This is a genomic window from Acinetobacter sp. BEC1-S18-ESBL-01, assembly GCF_014169935.1.
Classification (GTDB): domain Bacteria; phylum Pseudomonadota; class Gammaproteobacteria; order Pseudomonadales; family Moraxellaceae; genus Acinetobacter; species Acinetobacter pittii.
Genome location: NZ_AP022302.1, coordinates 518,258 through 538,823 on the forward strand (window position 1 = coordinate 518,258; position 20,566 = coordinate 538,823).

A 20,566-nucleotide genomic window follows, 5' to 3' on the forward strand; every position below is an offset into this window, starting at 1 on the left:
CAATTTGAAGTCAATAAATCAAAGAAATAGAGAAATTGTTGTTTTGGGAAATAAGTGACAGAAAATGTCAGATTATAAAAAATATTATAAGATTATTTTTACATTATACTTTTAATATTGTGCTGAGTTTTACATTATATATTTTAAAATCTGAATAAAACAATTGTAATAGAATGTTAATAAAATATTGAAAAATAAAATATTCTAATTTTAATCATAAAAAGGGGAATAATGAATTCCCCTTTTTTTATATAAAAATCAAATTAAACGAGCTGTGTATAAATACAGTAGAGATAGCCCAAAATTGCTAAAGCAACTACAGGGGCAACAATCTTTGACCATGTAGGTACAGAAATTTCGGCAGCTTGTTCTTCAATATGCACGTCATCATGATGAGGTTGGGCTTGGTGAACCATTTGGTTGAACTCCTTCATTGTTGTATCCAATGATAGCTCTTCTTGTTCCACAGGTTTAGAACCAATTAATTCATTTAGGTGGTTTGTTGACCAAACCCAATCTTCAGCTTGACCTGATAAGTGTTCAATCTGACCTAAAATTAATTCTTTTAAGCCATTATGCCCAAAACCACCTGTTTCATCGAGCTGATTAAGTTCTGCTAACTGCAAAGTTAAAATTTCAGAAATACTCTGTTCTAGTTCTGAATTTTTTAAAGTCGACTGATTATGTTTAGAAGTCGTTAAATGACGAGCAACTTCTTGAATATAAAGTGGATCTGAGGTTTTGATTTCTTGATAAATCTTATTGTCATTCTGACGCCATAAACTAATCAGTTTTCCAAGCGTAAGAATATTCACCTCATCAATCAGTTTATTTTTTTCATTAACTGGATATTGATTTAAAAGCTGAGGCTTTTGAATTTTTATCTGCTCAGCAAAGTATTGGACTAAATCAAATGCCATGCTTTCTTCCTCTAAATTTAATCTAAAATTCTTAACGATGGTTTTTTCTTAGTCGATGTTGTTTCAGTTGCTTCTTGTACTTCTGACTCTACTGTATTTTCTACAGGTGTTACATTGGCATATTCTTCAGGATCAAAGAATAAACCTTGTCCATTTTCTCGTGCGTAAATCCCTAGGACAGCTTGAATAGGAACATAAATGTCTTTTGATGCTCCGCCAAAACGAGCTGAAAAAGTAATAGCTTCATTGGTAATAAGCAATTGATGAACTGCATGGGGCACAATATTTAGAACAATTTGCCCATCTTTAACAAATTGTTGCGGAACGTCGGTATGCGGTTGTGTCGCATCAACTAATAGATAAGGAGTAAGTTGGTTATCACAAATCCATTCATAGATTGCACGAGCAAGATAAGGACGTGTAGGGGTTAAATCAATAGTTTGCTCAGACATATCACGCTATTCCATATTTAATAGTTCATTGTAACGGTTTTTCTCTTGAGGCGTCATTGATTTAGCAAAAGAAGGCCGTTCAAAGATACGTTTACAGTACAAAAATATAGGTCGACAGTGCTGTTTTGGTAAATCAATTCCCATGCTATTTAATCTTAAAAAGATAGGGGCAAGCATGCAGTCTAAGATTGTAAAATTCTCAGACATGAAATACGGAAAATGCTGAAATAGGGGAGTAAGTGAAATTAATGTTTCACGTAGTTCTTTTTGAGCTTTTTGCTTTTGTTCGACATTTAGGGAGTCAGCATGTTTTAACATGTGATCTGCTAACTTAAACCAGTCGTTTTCAAGTCTCCAGATATACTGACGCTGTTCTGCACGCATCATAGGAGCATCGGCATAAAGCTTGCTTTGACGATAACGATCATCTAAATATTCAGCAATGATAGGGGCTGAAAATAATTTAAGATTTTGTTCGACCAACATTGGTAATTGATTATAAGGATTTAAGCTGGCCAAATCCTCGTCTTCATGGTCAGTTATGATCAATTGATATTTGATTTGTTTTTCTGCTAATAAGAAACGAATCCAGTGAGAACGGAAATCATCAGCATGACTGTAAAGGGTAATCCCCTGAATAGAGGTGTTTTCGACCGACATATCACAAGACGACGTGGTTGAGTGAATCGATTAGGATACTAAAAATGCTCTAGGAAATCACGGTTCTAAAGAGATAGTTTGTTTATATTTATAAGTTTGCATTTTATGGTTCTATTTTTATAATAAAAAAGCCTTGGAAAAATCCAAGGCTTTTTGTCCAACTCGATAAACGAATTAACGTTTAGAGAATTGAGGACGCTTACGAGCTTTACGTAAACCAAGTTTCTTACGTTCAACTTCACGAGCATCACGAGTAACGAAACCAGCTTGACGTAGAACAGGTTTTAAAGTTTCGTCAGCAGCGATAAGCGCACGAGTAATACCGTGACGGATCGCGCCAGCTTGACCACCGATACCACCACCTTTAACAGTGATGTAAAGGTCAAACTTTTCAGTAACTTCTAAAAGTTCTAAAGGTTGACGAACAACCATACGAGCAGTTTCACGACCGAAATATTGCTCTAAAGTACGGTTGTTAATAACGAGTTTACCTGTACCAGCTGACAAGAAAACACGTGCAGTTGCGGTCTTACGGCGACCTGTACCATAATTAGTAGCCATGTGCTGTATCCCTTAGATGTCCAAAACTTGTGGCTGTTGAGCAGCATGCGGATGCTCAGTACCAGCGTACACTTTCATTTTTTTGATCATTGCATAACCAAGAGGACCTTTTGGTAACATGCCTTTAACCGCTTTTTCAAGAACAGCTTCAGGTTTGTGAGCGATTAACTTCTCGAAGTTAGTCTCACGGATACCACCAGGGAAACCAGTATGGCGATAATATTTCTTATCAAGTGATTTTTTACCAGTCACTTGAACTTGTTCAGCATTAATCACAACGATGTAATCGCCAGTGTCAACGTGAGGAGTATAAGAAGTTTTGTGCTTACCGCGTAAACGACGAGCGATTTCAGTCGCAAGGCGACCTAAAGTTTTGCCAGAAGCATCAACAACATACCAGTCATGTTGAACTTCAGCTGGCTTAGCGCTGAGAGTTTTCATTAAACCACTACCTATTATAGTTGGTTTGGACTATGGAATCTGTCCAAACAAAAGGAGCGAGCATTCTAAACGAGTTTGTCCAAACTCACAAGAAAAATCCAGTTTAAGTCCTATAATTTAATCCATAAACTGATGAATGTCAGATATGTTAAAATCAAACAAATTCTTGTTATGTGTCTGGAGTGATTGTGCTGCCATTATATGTCACTTCCGGTGAGCCGGCTGGTATTGGTCCAGATATCTGTTTGAGCTTGGCTAAGCGGGTTGATGAACGCCCTGTTGTTGTTTTGGGTGACCAAAATTTATTAGAACAACGTGCCCAAAAACTTGGGATCGATATTCAATTTATAGAATATACCGGACAGCCTGAGTCATCATCTCTGAATGAACTCTATATAGAACATGTGCCTTTAGAGGCAGCTGTCATTGATGGTCAATTAAACCCAGCTAATGCAGCTTATGTATTAGAGCAACTGCGTCGTTCAGCTGATTATGCAATGTCTGGTAAAAGTGTGGGAGTAGCCACGGCACCCGTGCAAAAATCGGTTATTAATGATGCTGGTATTTTGTTTAGTGGTCACACTGAATATTATCAAGAGTTTGCAGGTGTAGAACGTGTCGTTATGATGCTTGCAACCAAAACCTTGCGTGTCGCGTTAGCAACTACACATTTACCTTTAAGAGATGTAGCAGATGCAATTACCAAAGAGCGATTGCATCAGGTTATTGATATTTTACTGCATGATTTAAAAACTAAATTTAAGATAATAGATCCACGTGTATTGGTGTGTGGTTTAAATCCTCATGCAGGTGAAGATGGTTATTTGGGGCGTGAAGAGATTGAGACCATTAATCCGGTACTCGAAAGTTATCGAGCGCAAGGGCTTAAAATGAGTTTAAGCTTGCCGGCAGATACTTTGTTTACTCCAGAACATCTTAAAAATGCAGATGCTGTACTTGCCATGTACCATGATCAAGGTTTACCTGTGTTAAAATCACAAGGGTTTGGTGAAGCCATCAATATTACATTGGGTTTGCCTTTCATTCGAACTTCGGTTGACCATGGCACTGCGTTGTCTTTGGCCGGGACTGGTTTGGCAAAAAGCTCAAGTTTAAATGTCGCTGTTGATTTAGCTTTATCTTTAGCAGCGAGCTAAATTTTTCATGTTGGAAATGTTCTATGTATCAAATTAATGCCCTAAACCCGAAAGATGAAGGGCATAAAGCTCGTAAACGTTTTGGTCAAAACTTCTTACATGATCAACGAGTCATTGCCAAAATTGTGCGCTCTGTAAGTCCGCGTACAGGCGACAATATTGTCGAGATTGGACCTGGTTTAGCTGCCTTAACATCTCCTTTAATTGGGGAGTGTGATGCATTAACAGTAGTGGAACTAGATCGTGACTTAGCTGCTGGGCTACCAGAACGTGTTCCACATCCTGAACGTTTGACGATTATAGAAGCTGATGCATTAAAATATGACTTTAGCGAACTGGTAAAAGATGGCCGACCATTACGTGTAGTCGGTAACTTACCTTATAACATTTCAACCCCATTACTTTTTCATCTCTTGGAATTTGGCAGCAAAGTTAAAGATATGCACTTTATGCTGCAAAAAGAGGTGGTTGACCGTATTACTGCTGAACCGAATACAAAAGAATATGGACGCTTGTCGGTAATGATTCAGTATTACTGTCAACCAACATTTTTATTTGAAGTGCCGGCTGGGGCATTTAACCCGCCACCTAAAGTAACGAGTGCTGTTTTCCGCCTTGTTCCTTATGATCAAAAGCCAATTACAGCAAAAGATGAAAAAGCTTTAGCTCGACTGGTTGCCCATGTATTTACTCAGCGCCGCAAAACATTAAGAAACAGTCTTAAAGGTATGATTGCAGAAGATGGCTTTGAAAAAGCTGGTGTTGATCCGATGGCTCGTCCAGAGACCTTAACACTTGCCCAATTTGTTGCTTTGGCCGATCAAATGGTGGCGTAAATGACTAAGCGTTTTAACTATGTTATTGGTGATGTGCAGGGGTGTTTTGAAGCTCTAAAAGCCTTGCTTAAAGAAATACGTTTTGATCCAGATCAAGACTTTTTATGGTTTGCTGGTGATTTAGTCGCACGTGGTGAAAACTCGGTAGGGGCATTACGTTTTATTAAAAAGCTTGCTGATCGTGGCGCTGCTGCAACTGTACTTGGAAATCATGACCTGACTTTAATTGCGGGTGCGCGTGGTTTAAAAGAGATTAAAGAAAAAGATCGTACCCAAGACGTTATTGATGCTATTGATGGTGATGAGTTAATCGATTGGTTACGTAAACAGCCATTATGTTTATTGCCAAACGAGCATACGATCCTTACTCATGCTGGCATACCTTGTATTTGGGATGCGCAAAAAACTGTAACGTTGGCAAAAGAGGTCGAGGCTGTACTCGCAAACGAAGATTTATCTGTATTGGATGCTTTTTTAGCAGACATGTATGGTTCTAAACCAGATTTGTGGGAAGATAACCTAACTGGTTCTGCGCGTTTACGTTGTATTACCAATTATTTGACTCGCATGCGTTTAACCAATGCCGAAGGGGCTTTAGAGTTTAGTTTTAAAGATTCTTTGGATGCACCAATGCCGGAAGGTTATTTACCTTGGTTTGAATTTCCGAGCAAAGCCGCACAAACTCATCAGATTATTTTTGGTCATTGGGCTGCGCTCGAGGGCAGAACTATTAATGAGCAGATCCAGAATATCGATGGTGGCTGTGTTTGGGGTAGAAAATTAATGGCTTATCGTATTGAAGACAAAGAAATTTTTTCTGTTGAAAACCCAGTGCAACTATAAGAAAAGCAATGCTTTGCTATGAACGTAAGATGAAGCTTGTAGCTGAGTTAAAATAAAAAAGCCGCAGAAGCGGCTTTTTTATTGGGAACTATTATTCTACTCGTATCCAGATTTGATTACGCCCTAAAGCTGAAACTCCGAGATAACCGCGCATATGTAAGCGTTTGCCAGTTGAACTAAGTTTTGCTTTAAGCCCGTAAACTTTGCCAGTATTCGGATCTAAAATTTTACCGCCAGTATAGTTCAGTCCATCTACCTGTTTTAAACCAGTTGCGATATCCAGACCTAAAATCGGTTTATTGGTATATGGCGCAGGGCAATTATCACAAATTTCTTTAGGCGTATAACCTGGGCGTGGCGTTACTTTGATAATTTTCCCAGCATATGTTCCGTTCGCTTCTTTTCGTATTTCTACCTGTGCTTTAGGAGCACCTGTCTTATCATCAATTGTTTGCCAGAGACCTGTAATATCTGCTGCGAATGTAGCAGTATTAATCCCCAATAAGAGCAGAGCTCCAATAAAAATTTTCCCCATAATTAAAAATCCTTTTAACTTTGAAAGGTCATCTTATTTGGAATTGATAGACCGTTCAATGTTTATTTAATCAACTTCTTAATTATGGTGTTCCAAAAGACAACATTAATGTTGGTAGCCAAATTGCAGTAAATACACCATTCAATGCCATACCAAATGCAGCGTAACGACCTGCAACGGGTCCGCGTTGCCAAGCTTGAGCTGTTCCGATGGCATGTGCAGCTAAACCTAAGGCTAAACCTGATGCTCTCTCATCATGAATATGTTTAAGTAAGAATGGTGAGAATGCAGCGCCAATTACCCCAGACAAAATAACAATAAGGGTCACAAGTGTTTCAGGAGCATGTAATAAAGTTGCGATGTTCAGAGCAATTGGAGTAGTTACTGCACGGGTGGCAAATGCAAGAATTGTAGGTTCAGACATATGTAACAAGTAAGCCAGCCCCATAGGTAGAGCAACGGCGCTAATACTTGCAAAAAGTAAAATACCAATGACCGATTTAATTGGAAGATCATCGTAACGCATTGCAGCTAAAGGAATGGCTAAGGCTACAGTGATATAACCTAATAGATGGCCAAATAAGTCATTCACATAAAAGCGATACTGCTCATATGGTACATGCAAAACTGAAAGTAAGCCAATCACAATGAACATGCCGAAAACTAAAAGTGGAACTTGCGGGAAACGTCGGTTTAAAGGCTTTGCACACAGATAACCAATGAGTGTGATCAAAAATCCGTAGAAAATCGTAAACATTTTATTCTCCTTATAACCAACGTTTTGCCATTTTTGCATAGACCCACAAAGGTATAAGGGTACTGACCACTAAAACAAAAAGAAATAATGGAATTTCTTTACCCATATGTACCAGCATAATTAATGAACCTGCACAGATAGGTAAAAACGCGAATCCACTTTCTTTCATGATTTTATTATTGGTATCTACTATTCGAAGTGGAATTTTTTTAAACTTTCTCCAAATCAGTAAAATAATAAGTAAGCTGATTAGACCGACTAGATTACCTAATTCTGGATGACCAAAAGCACGCATGACAACGACAGAGCCTTCACGAAAACCAATAATGAGTAGTAATGTAATTACCCATGCTGTCCAGTCTATACTTTTGATCTTATCCATATTTTTTATCTCTAAAAGTTTACTTATCAAGTTTTAACTGATATCGCCCTTGATTTCAAACTCTTCCAAGGGGCGCTTAAATTGTCTTGCGTGTTCTCCTAAGATTTCATCCAATGGAAGCTTTGCTTGGCGAATCAGCTTTTCTAACTTATGTGGCGCAATCTTCACATCAATATGTAATAAGCCTGCATCATCATAATGTTCAGACTCAATCACATTTAAGGCATAAAGTTGAGTACGTAATTTGCCATAAGCAGGCTTAAGCACGAGTGAAAACTTTTGAATTTGGCCCATTAAGCATTCTTGTACTGCTTTTTGGAGCAACTCTAGACCTTGACCAGAATGAGCTGAAACATAAACTCGATCTGGGACGTGTGGCTCAGCATAAATAATTTTGGCCTCTTCACCACTTAGATCAATTTTGTTGTACACCCGAAGTACGGGAGCATCAGCACCAATGTCTTTTAATACGCCTTCAACCGCTTCAATTTGGTCAAGCATGTCATGGCTACTACTATCAATAACATGTAGTAAAAGGGTCGCTTCTAGCGTTTCTTCAAGTGTTGCTTTAAATGATTCAACCAAATCATGCTGTAAGTTTCGTACAAAACCTACTGTATCTGCTAGCACAACAGTACCGATACCATCCCAGTCTAAACGGCGTAGGGTTGGATCGAGTGTTGCAAATAGTTGATCAGCTGCGTAGACATCACTATTAGCTAAAATATTAAATAAAGTGGATTTACCAGCGTTGGTATAACCTACTAATGAAACCGTTGGAATAGCTGCTTTTTGTCTTGCTGCACGCCCTTGCATACGAGTCTGTTGTACTTTGTCTAATTTATCTTTTAATTGGGTAATACGAACACGAATGAGACGGCGATCTGTCTCTAGTTGTGTTTCACCGGGACCACGTAAGCCGATACCACCTTTTTGTTGTTCAAAGTCGGCAGACCAACCACGAATAAGACGAGTAGATAAATGTTTAAGCTGAGCAAGTTCGACTTGTAACTTACCTTCATGCGTACGGGCACGCAGCGCAAAAATATCTAAAATTAAGCCTGTGCGGTCAATAACTCGGCATTTTAATATTCTTTCTAAATTTCGTTCTTGAGCAGGTGATAACGCATGGTCAAAGATAACCAGACTCGCTTCTAGCTCCTGAACTTGCTCTGCAATTTCTTCGACTTTTCCGGAGCCAATAAAAAATTTAGGATTAGGCTTATTACGCTGAACCTTAATATGTTCAAGGATATCTGCACCAGCAGACTGTGCAAGTAGAGCAAACTCTTCGGCATCCAGATCATCTAATAATTGTACAGAAACACTCACTAAGATTGTGCGTTCACCGCCTTGATGCCGATCAACATATTCCACGTGGCTATAAATCCTGAAAATGGGAAAACTTTATTCTAGAGGAAACTTAAGCAAAAGGGGAAAGCGTTTGTTCTTATCCTTTAGATTAGTTATATGAGATTAGTCTAGTGTTCAGATTTATTTTATTTGCCGTTCTCTAACGTCAATGCAAGTTTATTACGAAACGTATAGAATGACTTGAGATTGGTATAACAATGATTAATCGTTAGTGAAATTTTATGGCTCAAACGCAAAGTATAGTTAATTCAACGTTAAAGAAATTATCAAAAATAGGTTTATACGGAAAAAAGGTCACTTCTGCCACGGCTGCAATTAGTGAAGGTTTTTATCTAGTTTATCGACATGGGCTTTATAAAGATCCTAATAATCCTGTTAATACACGTTATGTCCAATACTTTTGCCGCCGTTTATGTCAGGTTTTTAATTTAGATATAGAAGTACATGGCACAATTCCTAGAGAACCAGCTTTATGGGTAAGTAATCATATTTCTTGGCTAGATGTTGCGGTTCTAGGTTCAGGTGCACGAGTTTTCTTTCTGGCTAAAGCTGAAATTGAAAATTGGCCTATTCTTGGAAATTTAGCCAAAAGTGGTGGAACGTTATTTATTAAGCGTGGATCTGGCGATTCTGTCAGAATTCGTGAGCAAATTGCTGAATTTTTAAAACAGAATATTCCAGTATTATTTTTCCCTGAAGCCACAACTACAGATGGACATTCTGTTAAAAAAGTACATGGACGATTACTGGGGGCAGCGATTGAAGCACAGCGTCCAGTACAGGTTTGTTTGATTTGTTATGTAAACCGCGATGGGCAATTAGATACAGTTGCGCCATTCATTGGTGACATGACATTTGCCGAACATATTCAACGTGTACTCGAAATGCCTAAAGTAACAGCTCATCTGTTAACTTTGCCTCCCATTTCAGTGGAAGGGCATGACGTCAAAAGTTTAACGCGTGAAGTGCAAGAAAAAATGGTAGAAGGTTTGGCTCAACTACATCAGAAAGTACTTAAGCCAAATAACTAATTACATAAATCCTTCAAGTGGCAGCCATGAAAGAAATTTCATGCCTGCTTTTTGCCACCATTTCATCTCAGGTTCCTGTCTATAAATTACAGGACCATTCGGAGTTTCTTGCTGCCAATAAATATGGTTATTAGTGTCGAGCTTTAATTTATAAGCATACTTATTTAAATTTTCATCCATTGTATGGTGAATCGTCTTAGCCAGTGATGGGCTATCTAAAATCACACCAATTTCAGTATTTAAGTAAGCCGAGCGCGGATCAAAGTTAAATGAACCAATAAAAACCTGCTCATCTAATGCCATAAGTTTAGTATGCAAACTTGATCGGCTTAGCCCTTTCATATTTACTTTAGCTTTAGTAGCAAGCTCATCTGTATTTTTATTTAAATCTCTTTTATCTGGTGTCGGTAAAAATTCATAAAGTTGTACGCCGTTTTTAAGCAGTTCTTTACGGTATTTTCCATAAAAGGCATGTACAACAGCAACGTCATTCGCTTTAAAAGAATTCGTTAAAACTCGAACTTCAACACCTTCTTTGGCAAGCGTGCTTAAAATCTTGGCGCCTTGTTTTTCAGGAATAAAATAAGCAGAGATTAAGTCAACGTTACTTTCTGGTTTTTCCAAATGATTAATTAACTGGAAATTGAGGTGTTCTTCTTTCTTAGCTTTCGATTTGATTTTATCAGGTGAGTCTTTTACGACTTCTGCTTTTACCCAATCGAATTGAATATTGTGATTTAGCCATTGATCAAATGCATGAGATTTTGCGGTTAAGTTTAAAAAGTTTTGAACGGTAGCTTGTTGATAGTGTGCTTCGAGTTGGTCTTTTAAGCCTTCATAACGTAAACGGTGCTGCTCAGGACTTACTATACTTTGAACTGAATATGCATATTCATGATTCCAGTAATCATCAAACGAATTTACGATATCATCAACAGCAGCGCCTACCAACATTACATCGACATCAGAAAACTGATAGCTATCGCTTACATTGTAATATTGATTGGTCATATTGCGTCCGCCAATAAGAGCAACCTCATTGTCGGCAATAAAACTTTTATTGTGCATACGACGATTAATACGTTTTAAATCCAGCACCATATCCATCGCACGGAATTTGCGGAAACGGTAGGGATTAAAAAGCTTAACTTCAATATTTTTATGCTGAGAAAGGGCCAGTAAAATCCCTTCCATTTTTTTTGCATTATTGTCATCAATAAGAAGTCGGACTTTTACACCTCGATCAGCTGCACGAATAATCGCGTGCAAGGCTAAAGCACCAACTTTGTCATTATCCCAAATGTAATATTGTAAATCTAAAGTCTTTTCGGCTTTATCAATTAATCTAAGTCGGGCCGCTAGAGCCTCCAGCGGATCATTTAGAACATGGAAACCCGTTAACTTTGGATTTTGCTGACGTAAAGGTGTAATAATTTTGGCAAGTGAAGTCTCAGAGGTATCAATATCTTTTGCATATTGTACTGGCTCAACACCATGTTTTGGCAGAGTACTACATCCTGTCAAACCCACAGCAAAACTTGAACATAGGACTATAGAGGCTTTTATCAAAAAGCCTTTAGCTTGTTGATTCGTTTGAAGCTGTTTGGAAGGAAAGGATTGTGCCATAATCAGTACATACGATAAGGTGAGCTAGAGTATAATTCGTGCATATTGAAAGATAAATATTGAATTTGATTACTAGCAATCAATATAAGATAAGTCGAGAGTCGTAATGTGGAATCCAAATTCAATCATTTTTTGTTTTTACTTTATTTTTTCAATACTTGCTCTATGGGGAATTTCTGAGGCTTGGATTCATCAATCACGAACCGAGACGATTCATCCATTTAAAGCTTTTGTACATCTACTCGCATTTTATCTCTCTTATCTACTTATTCCTCTCTGGTTTTTTAATTTATATGCTGCTTGGATTGGTTACTACTCAATTCATCAAGGTATTTTCATCTTTTTCTTAAGTGGCGTGTTAATTTACGCCCGATTTATCGAACCTCATTTAGTGCGTGTCGATACTCATCAATATCGCTTAAACCCAGATCGTAGTTTTGATAAGCCAGTAAAAGTAGCCTTAATTGCAGATTTACATATTGGTTTATTTTCAGGGCATGAACGTCAGCTCAAAACCATAGTTAGAAAATTAAACGAACAGCAACCTGATTTAGTGGTAGTCGCTGGTGATTGGACATATGAGCCAGAAGACAGATTGATTGAAGAATTAAGTGTTTTAAAAGAAATTCAGGCGCCTGTATATTCGGTTCCTGGAAATCATGATGAGCAATATCCTGGCCCACCGATTCAGCAACTATTAAAAGATGCCCTATTTTATAATGAAGTTGTTGATATCGAAGGTAAGATTGTTGATTTTGAAGAATTTCGTTTAATTGGTATTGGTGACCTCTGGGCAGGCAAAACCGATATGCGTTCTATGCCAGATTTACCGCAAGACAAGCCTTGGTTAATTTTATCTCATAACCCTGATACGGTAGATATGGTACCTAAATTACCGAATCGACCATTAATGTTATCTGGGCATACACATGGAGGGCAGGTAGAGCTTCCATGGTTGACTAACTATATTATGAAAAAAGTATCAATTTTAGGTCATAAGCGCGGTTTCTACTCTCATGAGCATGCGGATGTCTTTGTTACCGTTGGCACAGGAATGGTTGGAATTCCTTTGCGTTTCAGAGTGCCACCAACCATTGATATTATTGAGCTAGTTTAAAATAAAAAAGCCAATCACAGAGGATTGGCTTTTTTATGAGTTAAATCTACTTATGGAATAACGACAATCGCAACACGTCGGTTAATCGCACGGTTTTCATTGGTTGTATTTGGTACATAAGGTTGCGTTGAACCACGACCAATCACGTAAATGTTTTCTTTTTTAAATCCACGTGTTAAGAAAAGGTTTGCCACACTTTGAGCACGCTCTTCAGATAACTTTTGGTTATATGTAGCATCACCAACATCATCAGTATGACCAACAATTTTCAATTTATTCAGGTCATATTTATTCAGTTGATTTGCCAGACGTACTAACTCAGCTTCATGACTTTGTTTTAACTGTGCATTATTAAAGTCAAATAACAAGCGTTCTGGTAAACCTAAAGTCCAGCCTTCATCAGTAAGAACGAAACCTTCTTTTTTGAGCAATTTTACTTGACGATATTTTAATGGACCAAAACTCAGGCACCCTGCAAGAGTAATGCATAGCAATGCAATAAAAGAGAGTTTTAAAGATCTTGTATTCATAGATTAGCCTAAATTTAATTTTCAGGTTTATAGATAAACCAGTGTTCATCCGAATTTTTAGCCTTATACATTGCTTGATCTGCTTGCATAATGAAATCTTCGGGGCTAGATGCAAATTGTGATAAAGCAATACCTACACTGAAACTGAAGTAAATGGTTTGACCATTTAGATGCAAAGGTTCTTTACAGCTTTCGAGTAAATTTTCAGCAATAGATATTAAATGATCAGCATGACTAATGGAATGCAAAATGACAGCAAATTCATCACCACCTAACCGTGCAATAAAATCTTGATGACGTAAACGAGTTTGCAGGCGATTCGCCATTTCTTTTAAAACTTCATCGCCAGCTAAATGGCCAAATTGGTCATTAATTGCTTTGAAGTTGTTGTTATCTATAAATAATAATGCAGACTTATTATCAAACCCTTTATCTTCAAACATGTCTAAAAGGATTTGATAAAAATAATGTCTATTAGGTAATAAGGTGAGTTGGTCGTGATGAGCCTGAAAGGATAATTTACGATTTTCCTTTTGCAGCTGATTATCCCATATTTGAATTTCTTCAAGTAACTCGTTAAAAACGGTATTTAAATCTTGAAATTCTTTAATTCGGTTGTAAGGGAAGCGAAGATTATAAGCTTTTTGTTCACTTACAATTTGAGCAATATTAGTAAGTGGGTAAATAGCCTGCATAATTTGACGATAAGTTAGATTTACTGACCACCATAAAGCGCAAACAATAAACAACATTGCAATCGCAAGCCCTACCATAATCATTTTTAGGAACTGCAATATTTTTTCAGAGCTACCAAAAAGTGTAAGTTCACCTACATTTTGTTCATGATGATAAATTGTAAGATGAACAGGCTCATTTAAAAACCAATGATCAAACCAGCCTTCTAAAATTGAAGTTTGACTTGATAATTTAAAACTTTGGGCGATCAGATGATGTTCTGAATCGTAAATATGAATAGTACGAATTGAATGATCATTCGTGTACTCATTCAAAATCTGCTCTATTGTAATTTTATCATTAAACACGACTGCGGGCTGAATACGCTCTAATAGAGTATGACTAAGCAATTGCAAATTCTGTTTGGCATAAGTTTCCATAGTAAAAACAGAAATTGAGACAAACGTAAAAGAGCAAATGAAAAAAGTAATAGCAAAAATAGTAAATTGAGATTTTCTAAATAATGCGTGTAGTGAAGTGGACTGATACAACTTTGATATCATGATCCTTACTCCGCATTCTTAGCCAAGAGCAATACTCTCGGATCAATATGGACTTTGGAGTGACTTAAAGCATCTAAGTTAACTTTAAAGGTAGTGTAATTATTCTGAGTATATAAACAAAAGATACTTCCTATCTCGCACTCTGAATTATTAATACTTAAAGAAAGTAAAGAATGATAAGGATAGTTTTGAATAAGGTTTTGTTGTTGCTGCGGAGAAGTACTAGAAAAATAGACAGCCTGACAATGTGACCGAGCAAAATCTTTCGCATTTACAGTTTGAACACGATAATTATAAGACATTTGCTGGATATAAGATTGAAAAGTAGATGTAATAGAAGGGTTATCAATTACACAAAGAGTAGGAGTATTTACATTCTCCCACTTACTGTAGCTTAGGATAGATAAAGTAAGTACATAGAAATTATGTTTTGAATTGGCATAACAAGGCCCACTCGTAGCAAGCACTACAAGTATGCAAACAAATACTTTTTTAGCGAACTGCCACATGGTGAGTTAATGCCAAACTATTGCACGAATAATCTATTCTACATGAAGTTGATAACGTAAAAAAAGTTTAATATCTCATCTAAAAGCGACCAAAAAGCTTAAAAAGTATCCAGTTGATGATATTGATTTAAAAAAAGGGTTGCAAAGGGGATGAGATGGTCTATAATGCACATCCATCGGCGGTGATGCAGATAGAAACTTGTTGAAAAACAGTTACTTGTGATTAAGTTGATTGCTTTAAGTGATGAATTTGATGGTGAGTTGGTTTGAGAGATGAGTTTTAAAAATATCGAAATTACCTGTTGACTTTTAAGAGATTAAGAGTAATATAGCCGACCTAGCTTGCTGGTGACGAACCAGGAAGAAGATCATTAAGAGAATTGAAGAACAACTTGTGTGGATTTTTACTGATTGATTAATCGAAATAATTTTCATTAATTGATTGGTTTAAATTACTCGAAGTTTATTTGAGCGAAATTTAAGTCAGTAATTGATGAGCCAGAATTGGCACCTTGTCTTTAATAAGGTGCAAAATGATTTTAACTGAAGAGTTTGATCATGGCTCAGATTGAACGCTGGCGGCAGGCTTAACACATGCAAGTCGAGCGGAGAGAGGTAGCTTGCTACTGATCTTAGCGGCGGACGGGTGAGTAATGCTTAGGAATCTGCCTATTAGTGGGGGACAACATTTCGAAAGGAATGCTAATACCGCATACGTCCTACGGGAGAAAGCAGGGGATCTTCGGACCTTGCGCTAATAGATGAGCCTAAGTCGGATTAGCTAGTTGGTGGGGTAAAGGCCTACCAAGGCGACGATCTGTAGCGGGTCTGAGAGGATGATCCGCCACACTGGGACTGAGACACGGCCCAGACTCCTACGGGAGGCAGCAGTGGGGAATATTGGACAATGGGCGCAAGCCTGATCCAGCCATGCCGCGTGTGTGAAGAAGGCCTTATGGTTGTAAAGCACTTTAAGCGAGGAGGAGGCTACTTTAGTTAATACCTAGAGATAGTGGACGTTACTCGCAGAATAAGCACCGGCTAACTCTGTGCCAGCAGCCGCGGTAATACAGAGGGTGCAAGCGTTAATCGGATTTACTGGGCGTAAAGCGCGCGTAGGCGGCTAATTAAGTCAAATGTGAAATCCCCGAGCTTAACTTGGGAATTGCATTCGATACTGGTTAGCTAGAGTGTGGGAGAGGATGGTAGAATTCCAGGTGTAGCGGTGAAATGCGTAGAGATCTGGAGGAATACCGATGGCGAAGGCAGCCATCTGGCCTAACACTGACGCTGAGGTGCGAAAGCATGGGGAGCAAACAGGATTAGATACCCTGGTAGTCCATGCCGTAAACGATGTCTACTAGCCGTTGGGGCCTTTGAGGCTTTAGTGGCGCAGCTAACGCGATAAGTAGACCGCCTGGGGAGTACGGTCGCAAGACTAAAACTCAAATGAATTGACGGGGGCCCGCACAAGCGGTGGAGCATGTGGTTTAATTCGATGCAACGCGAAGAACCTTACCTGGCCTTGACATAGTAAGAACTTTCCAGAGATGGATTGGTGCCTTCGGGAACTTACATACAGGTGCTGCATGGCTGTCGTCAGCTCGTGTCGTGAGATGTTGGGTTAAGTCCCGCAACGAGCGCAACCCTTTTCCTTATTTGCCAGCGAGTAATGTCGGGAACTTTAAGGATACTGCCAGTGACAAACTGGAGGAAGGCGGGGACGACGTCAAGTCATCATGGCCCTTACGGCCAGGGCTACACACGTGCTACAATGGTCGGTACAAAGGGTTGCTACCTAGCGATAGGATGCTAATCTCAAAAAGCCGATCGTAGTCCGGATTGGAGTCTGCAACTCGACTCCATGAAGTCGGAATCGCTAGTAATCGCGGATCAGAATGCCGCGGTGAATACGTTCCCGGGCCTTGTACACACCGCCCGTCACACCATGGGAGTTTGTTGCACCAGAAGTAGCTAGCCTAACTGCAAAGAGGGCGGTTACCACGGTGTGGCCGATGACTGGGGTGAAGTCGTAACAAGGTAGCCGTAGGGGAACCTGCGGCTGGATCACCTCCTTAACGAAAGATTGACGATTGGTAAGAATCCACAACAAGTTGTTCTTCATAGATGTATCTGAGGGTCTGTAGCTCAGTTGGTTAGAGCACACGCTTGATAAGCGTGGGGTCACAAGTTCAAGTCTTGTCAGACCCACCATGACTTTGACTGGTTGAAGTTATAGATAAAAGATACATGACTGATGATGTAAGCTGGGGACTTAGCTTAGTTGGTAGAGCGCCTGCTTTGCACGCAGGAGGTCAGGAGTTCGACTCTCCTAGTCTCCACCAGAACTTAAGAGAAGTTCGGATTACAGAAATTAGTAAATAGAGATTTAGATCTTGGTTTATTAACTTCTGTGATTTAAGTATCACGGTATTAAGCATGACCTGACGAAGGCATGTTTATTCATTAACAGATTGGCAAAATTGAGTCTGAAATAAATTGTTCACTCAAGAGTTTAGATTAAGCAATTAATCTAGATGAATTGAGAACTAGCAAATTAACTGAATCAAGCGTTTTGGTATATGAATTTAGATTGAAGCTGTACAGTGTTTAAGTACACAGACAACAGATAGTAGCGATGAAGAATCGCACGGACAACACTCACTTGTAGGTGTTGACGACTGTTTGGGGTTGTATAGTCAAGTAATTAAGTGCATGTGGTGGATGCCTTGGCAGTCAGAGGCGATGAAAGACGTGATAGCCTGCGAAAAGCTCCGGGGAGGCGGCAAATATCCTTTGATCCGGAGATTTCTGAATGGGGGAACCCACCTACTTTAAGGTAGGTATTGCAACATGAATACATAGTGTTGCAAGGCGAACGAGGGGAAGTGAAACATCTCAGTACCCTTAGGAAAAGAAATCAATTGAGATTCCCTCAGTAGCGGCGAGCGAACGGGGATCAGCCCATTAAGTTATGTGTGTTTTAGTGGAACGCTCTGGGAAGTGCGAACGTAGAGGGTGATATTCCCGTACACGAAAGGGCACACATAATGATGACGAGTAGGGCGAGGCACGTGAAACCTTGTCTGAATATGGGGGGACCATCCTCCAAGGCTAAATACTCCTGACTGACCGATAGTGAACCAGTACCGTGAGGGAAAGGCGAAAAGAACCCCTGTGAGGGGAGTGAAATAGATCCTGAAACCGCATGCATACAAGCAGTGGGAGCACCTTCGTGGTGTGACTGCGTACCTTTTGTATAATGGGTCAGCGACTTATATTCAGTAGCGAGGTTAACCGTATAGGGGAGCCGTAGAGAAATCGAGTCTTAATAGGGCGTTTAGTTGCTGGGTATAGACCCGAAACCAGGCGATCTATCCATGAGCAGGTTGAAGGTTGGGTAACACTAACTGGAGGACCGAACCCACTGTCGTTGAAAAGCCAGGGGATGACTTGTGGATAGGGGTGAAAGGCTAATCAAGCCTGGTGATAGCTGGTTCTCCCCGAAAGCTATTTAGGTAGCGCCTCGGACGAATACCATAGGGGGTAGAGCACTGTTTCGGCTAGGGGGTCATCCCGACTTACCAAACCGATGCAAACTCCGAATACCTATGAGTACTATCCGGGAGACAGACTGCGGGTGCTAACGTCCGTAGTCAAGAGGAAAACAATCCAGACCGCCAGCTAAGGCCCCAAAATCATAGTTAAGTGGGAAACGATGTGGGAAGGCATAGACAGCTAGGAGGTTGGCTTAGAAGCAGCCACCCTTTAAAGAAAGCGTAATAGCTCACTAGTCGAGTCGGCCTGCGCGGAAGATGTAACGGGGCTAAAATTATGTGCCGAAGCTGCGGATTTGACATTAGTCAAGTGGTAGGGGAGCGTTCTGTAAGCCGATGAAGGTGTATTGAGAAGTATGCTGGAGGTATCAGAAGTGCGAATGCTGACGTGAGTAACGACAAAACGGGTGAAAAACCCGTTCGCCGAAAGACCAAGGGTTCCAGTCCAACGTTAATCGGGGCTGGGTGAGTCGACCCCTAAGGCGAGGCCGAAAGGCGTAGTCGATGGGAAATTGGTTAATATTCCAATACTTCTGTGTAATGCGATGAGAGGACGGAGAAGGTTAAGTCAGCCTGGCGTTGGTTGTCCAGGTGGAAGGATGTAGGTATGTATCTTAGGCAAATCCGGGGTACTCTATACTGAGATCCGATAGCAAGCTGTACTTGTACAGTGAAGTGGCTGATACCATGCTTCCAGGAAAAGTCTCTAAGCTTCAGTTACACAGGAATCGTACCCGAAACCGACACAGGTGGTCAGGTCGAGTAGACCAAGGCGCTTGAGAGAACTCTGCTGAAGGAACTAGGCAAAATGGTACCGTAACTTCGGGAGAAGGTACGCTGTTGTTGGTGATGGAACTTGCTTCCTGAGCTGACGACAGCCGCAGAAACCAGGCCGCTGCAACTGTTTATTAAAAACATAGCACTCTGCAAACACGAAAGTGGACGTATAGGGTGTGATGCCTGCCCGGTGCTGGAAGGTTAATTGATGGGGTTAGCGTAAGCGAAGCTCTTGATCGAAGCCCCAGTAAACGGCGGCCGTAACTATAACGGTCCTAAGGTAGCGAAATTCCTTGTCGGGTAAGTTCCGACCTGCACGAATGGCATAATGATGGCGGCGCTGTCTCCAGCAGAGGCTCAGTGAAATCGAAATCGCTGTGAAGATGCAGTGTACCCGCGGCTAGACGGAAAGACCCCGTGAACCTTTACTGCAGCTTGACACTGAACTTTGACCTTACTTGTGTAGGATAGGTGGGAGGCTTTGAAGTTGGAACGCTAGTTCCAATGGAGCCGTCCTTGAAATACCACCCTGGTAATGTTGAGGTTCTAACTCTGTCCCGTTATCCGGGACGAGGACCGTGTCTGGTGGGTAGTTTGACTGGGGCGGTCTCCTCCTAAAGAGTAACGGAGGAGTACGAAGGTGCGCTCAGCGTGGTCGGAAATCACGCGTAGAGTATAAAGGCAAAAGCGCGCTTAACTGCGAGACCCACAAGTCGAGCAGGTACGAAAGTAGGTCTTAGTGATCCGGTGGTTCTGTATGGAAGGGCCATCGCTCAACGGATAAAAGGTACTCTGGGGATAACAGGCTGATACCGCCCAAGAGTTCATATCGACGGCGGTGTTTGGCACCTCGATGTCGGCTCATCTCATCCTGGGGCTGAAGCAGGTCCCAAGGGTATGGCTGTTCGCCATTTAAAGAGGTACGCGAGCTGGGTTTAGAACGTCGTGAGACAGTTCGGTCCCTATCTACCGTGGGCGCTGGAAATTTGAGAGGATCTGCTCCTAGTACGAGAGGACCAGAGTGGACGAACCTCTGGTGTACCGGTTGTGACGCCAGTCGCATCGCCGGGTAGCTATGTTCGGAAGGGATAACCGCTGAAAGCATCTAAGCGGGAAGCCTACCTCAAGATAAGATTTCCCTAGGAATTTATTCCTCTAAAGAGCCGTTCGAGACTAGGACGTTGATAGGTTGGATGTGGAAGCATAGTGATATGTGAAGCTGACCAATACTAATTGCTCGTGAGGCTTGACTATACAACACCC

General features: G+C 40.3%; 18 protein-coding genes, 2 tRNA genes and 2 rRNA genes. 9 read left to right on the top strand and 13 right to left on the bottom strand.

The window, feature by feature from the left end; genetic code table 11:
• Positions 1–263: 263 nt before the first annotated feature.
• From H7R46_RS02545 to rplM, 5 genes are all read right to left on the bottom strand, one after another.
• A complete protein-coding gene (locus H7R46_RS02545) occupies positions 264–920 on the bottom strand; it encodes a hypothetical protein (RefSeq protein ID WP_005065252.1) in 657 nt (218 codons plus the stop codon).
• Positions 921–937: 17 nt separating this feature from the next.
• Positions 938–1,372, bottom strand: a complete 435-nt coding sequence (locus H7R46_RS02550) for a ClpXP protease specificity-enhancing factor (protein WP_005065250.1) — start codon at positions 1,370–1,372, stop codon at positions 938–940.
• A gap of 6 nt (positions 1,373–1,378) precedes the next feature.
• Positions 1,379–2,032, bottom strand: a complete 654-nt coding sequence (locus H7R46_RS02555; protein ID WP_005065247.1) for a glutathione S-transferase N-terminal domain-containing protein — start codon at positions 2,030–2,032, stop codon at positions 1,379–1,381.
• A 174-nt stretch (positions 2,033–2,206) separates the two neighbouring features.
• Positions 2,207–2,593 (bottom strand): 30S ribosomal protein S9, encoded by a 387-nt coding sequence (gene rpsI / locus H7R46_RS02560; RefSeq protein ID WP_002048725.1) that lies wholly within the window; start codon positions 2,591–2,593, stop codon positions 2,207–2,209.
• A 12-nt stretch (positions 2,594–2,605) separates the two neighbouring features.
• Positions 2,606–3,034 (bottom strand): 50S ribosomal protein L13, encoded by a 429-nt coding sequence (gene rplM / locus H7R46_RS02565; protein ID WP_002117832.1) that lies wholly within the window; start codon positions 3,032–3,034, stop codon positions 2,606–2,608.
• 173 nt (positions 3,035–3,207) lie between these two features.
• Between rplM and pdxA the strand changes: the two genes are divergently transcribed.
• Genes pdxA through H7R46_RS02580 form a run of 3 tightly spaced genes read left to right on the top strand, consistent with a single transcriptional unit; the run spans position 3,208 to position 5,870 of the window.
• A complete protein-coding gene (gene pdxA / locus H7R46_RS02570) occupies positions 3,208–4,191 on the top strand; it encodes a 4-hydroxythreonine-4-phosphate dehydrogenase PdxA (RefSeq protein WP_080630983.1) in 984 nt (327 codons plus the stop codon).
• A 23-nt stretch (positions 4,192–4,214) separates the two neighbouring features.
• Positions 4,215–5,027: a 16S rRNA (adenine(1518)-N(6)/adenine(1519)-N(6))-dimethyltransferase RsmA gene (gene rsmA, locus H7R46_RS02575; protein ID WP_005065242.1), complete on the top strand. Its 813-nt coding sequence runs from the start codon at positions 4,215–4,217 to the stop codon at positions 5,025–5,027.
• Positions 5,028–5,870 carry a symmetrical bis(5'-nucleosyl)-tetraphosphatase gene (locus tag H7R46_RS02580; RefSeq protein ID WP_005065240.1) on the top strand — a complete coding sequence of 281 codons (843 nt, stop codon included), beginning with the start codon at positions 5,028–5,030 and terminating at the stop codon, positions 5,868–5,870.
• A gap of 91 nt (positions 5,871–5,961) precedes the next feature.
• On the opposite strand, the gene H7R46_RS02585 is transcribed toward H7R46_RS02580, so the two are convergent.
• The 4 genes from H7R46_RS02585 to hflX form a co-directional block, all read right to left on the bottom strand.
• Complete coding sequence (locus tag H7R46_RS02585) at positions 5,962–6,405, bottom strand: DUF2147 domain-containing protein (RefSeq protein WP_002117847.1); 444 nt, start codon at positions 6,403–6,405, stop codon at positions 5,962–5,964.
• Between the two features lie 82 nt (positions 6,406–6,487).
• On the bottom strand, positions 6,488–7,162 hold the full coding sequence (locus H7R46_RS02590; RefSeq protein ID WP_005065237.1) for an LrgB family protein: 675 nt from the start codon (positions 7,160–7,162) through the stop codon (positions 6,488–6,490).
• Between the two features lie 10 nt (positions 7,163–7,172).
• On the bottom strand, positions 7,173–7,544 hold the full coding sequence (locus tag H7R46_RS02595) for a hypothetical protein (protein WP_002117849.1): 372 nt from the start codon (positions 7,542–7,544) through the stop codon (positions 7,173–7,175).
• A 33-nt stretch (positions 7,545–7,577) separates the two neighbouring features.
• Positions 7,578–8,921 (bottom strand): ribosome rescue GTPase HflX, encoded by a 1,344-nt coding sequence (hflX, locus tag H7R46_RS02600; RefSeq protein WP_005065235.1) that lies wholly within the window; start codon positions 8,919–8,921, stop codon positions 7,578–7,580.
• A 218-nt stretch (positions 8,922–9,139) separates the two neighbouring features.
• Between hflX and H7R46_RS02605 the strand changes: the two genes are divergently transcribed.
• Entirely contained in the window at positions 9,140–9,949 is an 810-nt protein-coding gene (locus H7R46_RS02605) for a lysophospholipid acyltransferase family protein (RefSeq protein ID WP_005065232.1), read from the top strand.
• Here H7R46_RS02605 and H7R46_RS02610 read toward each other — a convergent pair whose 3' ends face one another.
• On the bottom strand, positions 9,950–11,575 hold the full coding sequence (locus tag H7R46_RS02610; protein ID WP_005065231.1) for a phospholipase D family protein: 1,626 nt from the start codon (positions 11,573–11,575) through the stop codon (positions 9,950–9,952).
• Positions 11,576–11,681: 106 nt separating this feature from the next.
• Here H7R46_RS02610 and H7R46_RS02615 point away from each other — a divergent pair, with 106 nt between their 5' ends.
• Positions 11,682–12,692: a metallophosphoesterase gene (locus H7R46_RS02615; RefSeq protein ID WP_005065230.1), complete on the top strand. Its 1,011-nt coding sequence runs from the start codon at positions 11,682–11,684 to the stop codon at positions 12,690–12,692.
• A 50-nt stretch (positions 12,693–12,742) separates the two neighbouring features.
• Here the strand turns inward: H7R46_RS02615 and H7R46_RS02620 are convergent, their stop codons facing one another.
• The 3 genes from H7R46_RS02620 to H7R46_RS02630 are packed head-to-tail and all read right to left on the bottom strand — an operon-like array spanning position 12,743 to position 14,969.
• Positions 12,743–13,222 (bottom strand): OmpA family protein, encoded by a 480-nt coding sequence (locus H7R46_RS02620; RefSeq protein WP_002117846.1) that lies wholly within the window; start codon positions 13,220–13,222, stop codon positions 12,743–12,745.
• A gap of 14 nt (positions 13,223–13,236) precedes the next feature.
• Positions 13,237–14,460 carry a diguanylate cyclase domain-containing protein gene (locus H7R46_RS02625; RefSeq protein ID WP_005065229.1) on the bottom strand — a complete coding sequence of 408 codons (1,224 nt, stop codon included), beginning with the start codon at positions 14,458–14,460 and terminating at the stop codon, positions 13,237–13,239.
• 5 nt (positions 14,461–14,465) lie between these two features.
• Positions 14,466–14,969 (bottom strand): YfiR family protein, encoded by a 504-nt coding sequence (locus tag H7R46_RS02630; protein WP_002117836.1) that lies wholly within the window; start codon positions 14,967–14,969, stop codon positions 14,466–14,468.
• 540 nt (positions 14,970–15,509) lie between these two features.
• On the opposite strand from H7R46_RS02630, the gene H7R46_RS02635 reads away from it, so the two are divergent.
• The 4 genes from H7R46_RS02635 (at position 15,510) to H7R46_RS02650 (ending at position 20,557) form a co-directional block, all read left to right on the top strand.
• Positions 15,510–17,047 (top strand): 16S ribosomal RNA (locus tag H7R46_RS02635).
• 59 nt (positions 17,048–17,106) lie between these two features.
• A tRNA-Ile gene (locus H7R46_RS02640) sits at positions 17,107–17,183 on the top strand.
• A 55-nt stretch (positions 17,184–17,238) separates the two neighbouring features.
• Positions 17,239–17,314: transfer RNA gene (locus tag H7R46_RS02645), tRNA-Ala, on the top strand.
• Positions 17,315–17,666: 352 nt separating this feature from the next.
• Positions 17,667–20,557, top strand: a 23S ribosomal RNA gene (locus H7R46_RS02650).
• Together the 16S and 23S rRNA genes with 2 tRNA genes alongside form the textbook arrangement of a ribosomal RNA operon.
• The last annotated feature ends 9 nt before the right edge of the window (positions 20,558–20,566 follow it).